Source organism: Treponema sp. UBA785, assembly GCF_002297065.1.
Taxonomy (GTDB): domain Bacteria; phylum Spirochaetota; class Spirochaetia; order Treponematales; family Treponemataceae; genus Treponema_D.
Map to the genome: position 1 here is coordinate 1194 of NZ_DBJD01000035.1, position 8836 is coordinate 10029.

The 8836-nt window shown below is 39.6% G+C and carries 9 protein-coding genes; 3 read left to right on the forward strand and 6 right to left on the reverse strand.

Annotation, left to right across the window (positions count from 1 at the left end):
- Positions 1-132: 132 nt before the first annotated feature.
- Complete coding sequence (locus B2X33_RS02830; RefSeq protein ID WP_296667484.1) at positions 133-1329, forward strand: Crp/Fnr family transcriptional regulator; 1197 nt, start codon at positions 133-135, stop codon at positions 1327-1329.
- 5 nt (positions 1330-1334) lie between these two features.
- Positions 1335-1874, forward strand: a complete 540-nt coding sequence (locus B2X33_RS02835) for a hypothetical protein (protein ID WP_296667486.1) — start codon at positions 1335-1337, stop codon at positions 1872-1874.
- A 3-nt stretch (positions 1875-1877) separates the two neighbouring features.
- On the opposite strand, the gene B2X33_RS02840 is transcribed toward B2X33_RS02835, so the two are convergent.
- The 6 genes from B2X33_RS02840 to B2X33_RS02865 form a co-directional block, all read right to left on the reverse strand.
- Positions 1878-2318, reverse strand: coding sequence for a DUF192 domain-containing protein (locus B2X33_RS02840; protein WP_296667488.1), 441 nt, complete (start codon positions 2316-2318; stop codon positions 1878-1880).
- Between the two features lie 2 nt (positions 2319-2320).
- Positions 2321-3466, reverse strand: coding sequence for a tetratricopeptide repeat protein (locus B2X33_RS02845; protein WP_296667489.1), 1146 nt, complete (start codon positions 3464-3466; stop codon positions 2321-2323).
- A gap of 162 nt (positions 3467-3628) precedes the next feature.
- The gene (locus tag B2X33_RS02850) at positions 3629-4600 is read right to left on the reverse strand and encodes a PilZ domain-containing protein (RefSeq protein WP_296667490.1); all 972 of its coding nucleotides are present in this window, start codon (positions 4598-4600) and stop codon (positions 3629-3631) included.
- Positions 4601-4650: 50 nt separating this feature from the next.
- Positions 4651-5517 (reverse strand): phosphodiester glycosidase family protein, encoded by an 867-nt coding sequence (locus B2X33_RS02855; RefSeq protein WP_296667492.1) that lies wholly within the window; start codon positions 5515-5517, stop codon positions 4651-4653.
- Between the two features lie 51 nt (positions 5518-5568).
- The gene (gene relB, locus B2X33_RS02860; protein WP_296667494.1) at positions 5569-6198 is read right to left on the reverse strand and encodes a type II toxin-antitoxin system RelB family anti-toxin; all 630 of its coding nucleotides are present in this window, start codon (positions 6196-6198) and stop codon (positions 5569-5571) included.
- The gene (locus B2X33_RS02865) at positions 6173-7330 is read right to left on the reverse strand and encodes a hypothetical protein (protein ID WP_296667495.1); all 1158 of its coding nucleotides are present in this window, start codon (positions 7328-7330) and stop codon (positions 6173-6175) included. The genes relB and B2X33_RS02865 overlap by 26 nt, the downstream gene beginning before the upstream one ends.
- A gap of 80 nt (positions 7331-7410) precedes the next feature.
- Between B2X33_RS02865 and B2X33_RS02870 the strand changes: the two genes are divergently transcribed.
- On the forward strand, positions 7411-8700 hold the full coding sequence (locus B2X33_RS02870; protein ID WP_296024080.1) for a vWA domain-containing protein: 1290 nt from the start codon (positions 7411-7413) through the stop codon (positions 8698-8700).
- Positions 8701-8836 lie beyond the last annotated feature (136 nt).

An 8836-nucleotide genomic window follows, 5' to 3' on the forward strand; every position in this document is an offset into this window, starting at 1 on the left:
GTTTGGACGGCAATCGTCATCGTGACGAAGCTCGAAAAAGCATTAAAACAGCTTTCGTCATTTTTGATTTTTCAAGGCTTACAAATTCCGTATTTTTCCATTATAATTTTTGATTAAGAAGCGGGGAATATCGTGATTCAATTACAGTTCGTAAATTTTAAGCGTGGTTCGTATATCACAGTCGAAGGACGTCCTCAAAATAATATTTTTTATATTATTCAGTGCGGAAATGTACGCGTTCACAAGGAAAATTCGATCCCAGGCCAAAAAGAAGAAATACTCGGCCCAGGAGACTTTATCGGCGTAATTTCCTGCATGTCGAACCATTCGCAGGTGGACACAGTGCTTGCGCTTACTGACGTTGTCTGTATTTCTGTCCGGCGCGAGCAATATCCTGAGCTTATCGAAAAAAACACTCCAGTCGCTATGAAAATTATCCGCACTTTTGCAAACAGAATGCGGCTTTTGAACGACACTCTCGTTCTTGCAACCTTAAATAATTCAGCTTCTCAAAGTCCTGAGCAGATTTACAGGGTTGCTTCGTATTACGACAAGATGAATAAACCGAGTATTGCGGTCTTTGCTTATTATCAATATGTAAAGGCAAATCCGGCCGGCATAAATGTTCTTCTCGCAAAGACAAGATTCAACGCATTAAGAGCTAAAAGCCGGGCTGTTTATTTTGAATCTAATCAAGACTTGCTCAGAAAATACCCAAAAGACACGATGATTATGGCGGAACAGCAGAGCGGAGCCGACATGTTCATAATTCAGTCTGGACGCGTAAAAATTTCAAAAGTTGTCGACGGCTCGGAAGTTACGCTTGCAATTCTAAAAAAAGGCGACATGTTTGGAGAAATGGCTCTCCTCGAAAACAAACCTCGCTCTGCCTGCGCAATCGCCGAAGAAGATTGCACACTCATGACCGTAAACCGCTCCAACTTTAACCAGATGGTTCAAACCCAGCCGCAGCTTATTGCAAAACTAACAACAACTTTGGCAGAAAGGCTTTTTCAAACGCAAAGACAGCTTTTGAACAGCCAGATTCGCGACCCAATCAGCAAAATGACCGATATGCTCGCTCTTCAGATTGAAAAGGCGCGGGTTGCAATCGATCAAAAAAACAAAACTTCGTATCAGACAGATTTAACTCCTTTGGATATTGCCACTATGTGCGGGCTTAGCCAGGACGAAAAAAACATCTTTGTTCCGAAATTTTCACTTTCGCCGGTTATAAAGCTTTCGCCTGAAAACAAAATTTTTGTTCCAGATTGTCTTGAACTTATAAAACAAAGTGCGTTTATCCGAAAACAGCACAAGGAACGTTGATTTTTATGAAAAAAAACAGTTTTTTTGCATTCTGCGTTTTTGCTTTTTTTACCTGCACCGCATTTTGTTCAGCACTTCCGAAAGGGTACGGCTCAATTGAGCTTGGAATGAGCGTTGACGAGGTAAAATCCGAGCTAAAAAAGAACACCGACTTTGGCTATCGCGGCGACAGAGATGTAAGCCTTTCTCCAAAAACAAAGCAGGTTTTAATCGAAACAGACGCTTCCAAAAACGCTTATTCTTTTTTTACGCGCTGCTGGTTTCAGTTTGTTGATGATAAACTTTTTTCTATTACGCTCAATTTAAACGAAAAAAAAATCGACCACGCCTCAGTTTTTACAAGCCTTTCTAAAAAATACGGAAATCCATCTTTGATAAGCCCGAAACGCTCAGCATGGCAAGATAATTTTGTAATTATGAGCCTTGAACGTCCGCTTACATTAAAATATATCGATAATGCAAAATTCAATAAAATGCTCAGCGAAAGCAATGTTCAAAGAACAATCGAAGAAAAATCGAAAGATGAATTTTTAGAAAGCCTTTAAGCCTTATTCTGGCAGAGAAACTTTATCGCCCGTCTTTATTCCATTTTCTTCAAACCAGCCCTTTGGAACTTCGAGCGCATATCTTACGCTTACTGTGCTTGTTACAGAAGAAAGAGAAAACGGCGTCATATCAAAAATATCGCGGATTGTGCCTGCGCTGTCGATGTATGCAATCGAAAGAGGATGCGGCGTATTCTTCATCCAAAAACTCAAAATCTGGTCGCGCTCAAAAACAAAAATCATTCCTGTCCCTGCCGGAATATTTTTGCGCTCCATAAAACCGCGGCTGCGCTGCGCCTGAGTTTTTGCAACTTCCGCAAGAACACAAACCTGCCCGCTTTTCTGCGTTGTCACCGTTAATTTTTGAACAGGCAGTTTCTGCGCACAAGAAAAAAATGAAAAAATAAAAATATTTGCAGCCAAAAACAGCATTGTTTTTTTCATTTCTATACGTCCATTTTCAACAGTTCCGCAGCAGCAAGCTTGTCGTTTGGATCATATTCAAGCACAGTCTGAAAATACGCGGCAGCGTCCGAAGGTTTACCTTCTTTTAGCGCCAAATATCCCAAATTAGAAATAATTTTTGTATTTTCAGGTTCGATAGAAAGCGCCGTCTGCAAAGCTTCTTTTGCTTTTGGCAGATTCCGCTCTTCCATAAAGCAGATTGCAAGCTCATTGTAGGTGTCGGCCCGTTTTCCGCCTTCGAGTGCAAGAGCTTTTTCAAAGGCTTTTTTAGCATCTTCGTATCTTTTCTGCTGTCTTAATCCCCAGCCAAGCATGAACCACGCATTCCAAACCGCAGGATTTTTTTCCAAAAAGACACGAATTTCATCAAGGCCTTTTTCAACTTCGCCCTTATTTATAAAATCGTAAGCAGCCTTAAAATGATCATCTTCCATATTGCGGTTGCTGATTTCATTTAACAGTTCCTGGGCGCGATTCTTTTTATAAAGTCCATTCTCACCCATTTCATCGTCTGTCATTTCGCAAGTCAGCGCCAAATAAGTTTCAAAACAGCTTTTTGCTTCTTTAAAGTTATGCTTTTTAAGATAATAAAAACCTGCATTAAAAAAAGCGTCTGGAACAGCCGGCTCTGCATCCATCGCCTGTCTGTAATAAAAAAGCGCGTCAGCATCGTAAGCATCGGCATCGTCATAAAGACCAGAAGTCCTGTACGAATCCGCACGCTGATCAAAAAAGAGAGCCGTATTCAAAATTGTCGCAATATCTTCCGGATCAAAGCCACGAAGAGAAGCGTAAATTTCTTCCGCCAGATCGTAATCCTGATTTTTTGTCTTTAAAATCGCCGCTTCAGTCAGTTCTTTTTTCAAATTCGGGCGCGCCTTCCCAAGAATCGAACGGTAATACAAAATATTTTTATTGTCGCTGTCGTAAGCCATAACAGTAAGCAAACCTGCAAGAATCTGCTCTTCCGTCAATTCTTTCATATTAAAAGTTCCAGGATCATCCTTTTCTTTTTTTTGCACAGGAAGAGGAATTGTCGGATCGATCGGCATTGCCTTTTGAGTAAAATGAAAATCTTCTGGCAATTCAATAAAATAAACTGATTCAAGTGGATCTGTCGGTTTCATAAAAATATTTCCTTGTAAAAACTTAATTTTTAAATTCGGGTGGCTTTTTTACTTCGTAAAAAAACGGGCTTTTCGGGGTTCCGCTACCGCTCCATTGCTACGCTGCGCTTAGACGCAACGGCATTCGCCGCCCCTGCAATCCCTGCCACATAAGCAACTTTTTTAAGCGTTTCCATTTGTTTCTGGCTGATTTGCCTGCATTTTTTCAGTCTGTACAGAAACATTTTGCGCCGTCTGTCCTGGCTGAGAATTAGCAGGAGAATTTTGCTTTTGAGCCGCCATTTTTGCCTGCATTGCCTTTTGCTGGGCAATCTGGTCGCTTGCAGAAAGCTGAGTTTTTCTTACAGCCGTCAGAAAATTATTTACATGCAATTTATAAGAAAGCGGAACGGTTTTATCCGCAAATGCTATACTGCAGGCAACAATATCTTTTCTTCCTTCAATCACTTCCGAAGAAACAATCACACCGTTAAGGGTTATAACTTCGTTTGGGTCTTCAAATTCAAGCCTAAGCTGAGCAGGTTTATTCGTCAAAAATTGAGAAAGTCCCAAAAGTATAATTTTTGCCCCGGAAAAAGATAAATTGCGTACAATACAGTGGCGCGGAACGTTTTGAATTAAAACAATCGCCTCTTCACGAACAAGCCCGAGCTTGCGTTTAGAATTTTCGTTAATTAAAATTCTTTCTTCACGACGACGTATAGCATTTGAATTTGCCTCAAGAAGACGACCGACCGCTTCAATTAAATCATCTGGCGGACGCTGGTTAAAAGCAATCGTAATTACGGCAAGCTCCGACGAATTCATATACGGAACAATATTTGTAACATGTCCAGCAACAAAAAAACTCATCACATCATTTTCGGTTTCAAGAAAACAAAAGCGCAAATTTATGCCGGAAGTTGACTGGTCAGAAAGAGCTTTAAAAGCGCCGCCTTTTGCGCCGACAATAATCTTAGCCTGCAAAAAAGATGTCGAATTTATGATGCAAGGCCATTGTCCGCGATTACATTTTATATAAATTTGCCGAGGGTCAAGACCAAGCGCACGAATAATATCTTTCGTAAAAGTAATTTCTGTATCCCGATATTGGTCATAAAACCGCTGTAACTGCTGAGTTGTTGCAACACCCATAGATAAAACTATACTTTATAAAAAAATCACCGTCAACTTAAAAGACTGTTTTATTTGCCACTGTCAAAAAAACCAAAAAAAGCCGCGCATTTTGTAAAATTTCGGTACAAAAGCATATTTTTTCCATTAACAAAAAGACTTGATGAACTTCCGCCGTCAAACTCAAGTCCGTCCGCAGAACCTGCGAATTTAAGGATTTTTGCACATTCTCCGTAAGAAAGGCCCTTGCTTAAAAAAATTCTTTCGCCTTCAACAACAAGCAAAAAAAGCGTCTTTCCATCAGAAGAAATTCCTGCCGCCGTTCGGCTGTTTCTGCTTGAATACAGAAATTCGATTTCTTCATTATTCTTTAAAATTTTAAAAAAACCGCCAAAAATGTAATCAAATTCTTCAATGCTGTTCAATTCATTTTGATTTGCAATAAAAGCCTTTAAGCTTCCGTCTTTTTCAGTTTTAAAACCCAGCGCAGAATATCGTCCGTTTTTTTCAGAAAATACCTGCCCTTGAATTTTGTAAATTCCAACAATTTTGCGTTTAGAAAAAAAACGACCTTTAAACGGCGCTGTATTTATCGAAACAAAACTTCCAGACTTTTTGGCAAAACCCGCAGCGGAGATTCCTTTTTCGAGTTCATTTCTTTTAGAAGGATAAGCGGAAATTTTTAAATTTCGCGAGCTAAGCTCTACTTTTACAAGATGATATCGAAGAGGAACTTTTTTATTTTCAAACAAAAAATATTCCGAAAACGAATTTATTTTTTTCCATTCTATTTTTTCAGGAATATAAGAAGATTCATCAAGCTCAACAAAAGGCTCGTTTTTTAACGAAGAAAGAGAACTACAGCCTGTAAAAAAACAAAAGGCTGCGCAAAAAAGAAAAAAATATGTCTTTCTAAGATTCATTAACTTAAGATTCATTTTTGAAAAAAAGACGGCGGTTTCAAATTTTCTGTCAAATCGCCATTTTTTTTATTTAGAATGGATAAATCTCTGAGGAGGCGTTACAGTCCAGATTGCCCGAACCACAGTATCGCCGATATTTACAAGCGTATGCGGCGAATTTGCAGAAAACGAAACGCTGTCGCCTGCCTGAAGTTCATAAACAAAATTTTCGTAATGAAGCTGGCACTTTCCTTCTAGGATATATCCGATTTCTTTTCCTAAATGTCCGTAAGAGCCACGATAAGTTTTTGAGCCAACAGGAATTGTAATTTCGTAAGATTCAAGCGCGTGCTGACCGTCATTTTTTGACGTCCCGGCAATTTCTTCGTAAAGAATATCACCTTCAACAATCTGCCTACGCTCATTTTTATGGGTAACTTCAACTGGACGGGTTTTATGATATTCCTCGAACAAAAATTCAAGGTTTATGTCAAGAACATCTGCAAGTGTCAAAAGAGTATCAATCGCAGGACTCACTTTATTTCTTTCAATCTGGCTTACAAGACTTTCCGAAACTCCGGCTTTTTGAGCGACAGCTTTTAAGGTAAGTCCGCTCCGCTCCCTGACTGTACGGATTTTTTCTCCAAAGTGATATGGAATTTTCTTTCCGTCCTGAGGGCTTTCTGAATTATTAGTCTGCTTTTGCAAAAGTGTCATTATTCTGTTTCTCCCGATTCTGTTCCATTACAAAGCGAATAAAATGATCTTCCAAAGTTCTGTGCGGTCCTTCAAGGTTCAGCCTTTTTCGCGCCTGAGCATTGTCGCGCCGGATTGAATATTGACTGTAAAAATCTTTATAATCGCCGCTTACATCGGTCTTTACTTTTTCGCCTAAGAATTTCGAAACTTCATCTCGTCCGATTGAACCAATTCCTTTTTCCCTGAGCAGACGTTTTAATTTTTGAATCTGTTCGTAAGAAATCCCAAACAAAAACTCTTCCATCGCCTGGCTTACTTCCGGAATTTCAAGCTGGGTGCGGATAAATTTGCTCCAAACTTCATCCATTTGGAACGAAAACATTATCAATTCGCTTGTTCCCATCATCGTTCCAAAAGCCGGGGCCAACGTCCGCCTAGCCTTCCATACGCTTGTCAAAACAGGAGCAATGTCCGAAATATTCTGATCCGCCCTGTGTTCCCACAAAAGAAGGAGAGAAGTCGCAAGTTGACGTCTAAAATCCACATTCAAAGAATCGTCTTTTATCAAATTCAAGTAAACGTCTTCCGCAAGAAGCAAAAACATCATAGAAACTGTTTCGTCTTTAAATGCCTGAATCAATTTGCTTGAAATTGCAATTTTTTCCGGTTCAGTCTTTTCAGTCGAATCAAGTTTTGTCTTTAATTCCATGCTGTTGTTTACTTTTAGCGCAAGTTTTGCAAGCGAAGAAAAAGTATGCAGTTTTGCCGTCAAAAATCCTTTTCCCAAAGTTGCCTTGCTTGGAAGCTGGATAAAAGTTTTTCCATAATCCGAATCAATGTCAACAAGAAGTTCAATAATATCCTGTGGAGTCCGGGTTTCTGAAGTCAAAGTTACCCTGGAAAGCAATGAAGGAAATTCTGCAATTGCAACTGCAAGCCTCTTTAAGTCCGCCATTCTCTTGTCAAAAATTTCCTTATGCTGCGGAGAATAGAGCGCAATTCGCGAATTTAATTCATCGCAGAGAACCTTTTGATTTTGTGTCAGAACGACAATTCCGCTTTCTTCTGTTTCTTCGCCCATTTCCTGAGTATCCAAAAACTCGCTTAAATCGATTGAAGTAAAATCACTTTCTGTAAAGTCTGACTGCATATCTTTATTATTTTCCAATTTTTTTTAGTATATCACAGATTGTTCTAAATTCAACAAATGAAAATTCCGATATAAAAAATATGAAAAAGCTTGCATTTTCTTTTTTTCTAACAATTTATGGATTTTTCGGAATTTTTGCTCAGACACCAGCAGAACAAAGCTCATTTCTCTTAATAACCGAAAGCGACCTTCGTCTCGTTTACGAGAACAATAAAAATTTTGAAAATGCAGAAGGGTACCATCTTTATATAAGAAAAAAGCCTGGAATTGAATCAATAATGCTCACAGAAACAACAAAAGATCCGTCAGGAACACAGGACAATTACGCATACCGCGCTCTCGAATACAATTCAATAAACGGCGACGAGCTCCGCTATTTAAACGGCAAACCTCTAAAATCAGAATTTGCAAAATATTCTCTCATCGACTCAACGCCTCAGCCAGACGAGCAGTTTGGGCAAGCCTTTCATATTTATATTCCGTCAGAAATCGAGTACGGTTACGAATGGTCGCGCCACGGAAAATTAAAAATCAGCCGCGGAACATTCATCAATATTCGCAGTTTTTCAAAAAAATACGGCGACTACACAGGAACATTTTTGGACAACCCTTTTATGTTCGATCTCGGAAAAATTCCAGAAAAAAAAGCTGAGCTTCCAGCAAAAAAACAAGAACCTGCTTCTCAGCCTCTGCCAGAACCAAAAGAACTGCCGCCGCCAGTCAAAGAGCCGATTGTGCTTACAGACGACTACAACCCGGCTGCAGCCGCAAGTTTTAACGACATTGCAAATTTTAACGGCGGACAAATGTGCTTTTCAAAAGGTCCGGATTCAATTGTAGACGACATAACTGCAAGTCTTGAAAGAATTTCGAAAAAAAACAAGGTTGACGTTGTTTTTGCAATCGACACAACAGGCAGCATGAAAGATGACATTCAAAAACTCCGTGATGAATGGATTCCCCGTCTGACAAAGCAGATAAAACAATTTGGAGATTTTAGAATCGGACTTTTACTTTACCGCGACTACAACGACACTTACCGGCTCATGGGACTTCCAGTAAAACGCTACGAATTTACAAAAGACATAAATGTCTTTACAAAAAATCTCAACAATTTTGTAATTTACGGAAACGAAGGCGGCGACATTCCAGAAGCCGTTTACGAAGCGCTCTTTGCAAGCCTGACATTCTACAAATGGCGAAAAGACGCTTACAGAAAAATCATTTTGATTGGAGACGCAGAGCCTCATCCAACCCCACGCGGAACCGGCAAATACACAAAACAGCTCGTTGCAAAAACAGCCAAATCAACAAATATCGTAATTGACGCAATCATCGTTCCAGACGACAAAAGCGCACGCGGAAGATAAAGATTTGGACGGCATTACACAGTCTAACCCGCTCTTCGCCACTCAGTGCCCTCGGCAGGTGTTAAATTTTTGTCATTTTTAACTCTCTTTTTAAACGGCAAAAAATTTTCTTTATTTAGCCCAAACTTCGAGTTTT

Coding starts and splice junctions, on each gene's coding strand:
- B2X33_RS02855 (WP_296667492.1), bottom strand. CDS start 5,517: ATGAATCTTAAGTTAATGAATCTTAGAAAGACATATTTTTTTCTTTTT.
- B2X33_RS02845 (WP_296667489.1), bottom strand. CDS start 3,466: ATGAAACCGACAGATCCACTTGAATCAGTTTATTTTATTGAATTGCCA.
- B2X33_RS02870 (WP_296024080.1), top strand. CDS start 7,411: ATGAAAAAGCTTGCATTTTCTTTTTTTCTAACAATTTATGGATTTTTC.
- relB (WP_296667494.1), bottom strand. CDS start 6,198: ATGACACTTTTGCAAAAGCAGACTAATAATTCAGAAAGCCCTCAGGAC.
- B2X33_RS02835 (WP_296667486.1), top strand. CDS start 1,335: ATGAAAAAAAACAGTTTTTTTGCATTCTGCGTTTTTGCTTTTTTTACC.
- B2X33_RS02865 (WP_296667495.1), bottom strand. CDS start 7,330: ATGCAGTCAGACTTTACAGAAAGTGATTTTACTTCAATCGATTTAAGC.
- B2X33_RS02840 (WP_296667488.1), bottom strand. CDS start 2,318: ATGAAAAAAACAATGCTGTTTTTGGCTGCAAATATTTTTATTTTTTCA.
- B2X33_RS02850 (WP_296667490.1), bottom strand. CDS start 4,600: ATGGGTGTTGCAACAACTCAGCAGTTACAGCGGTTTTATGACCAATAT.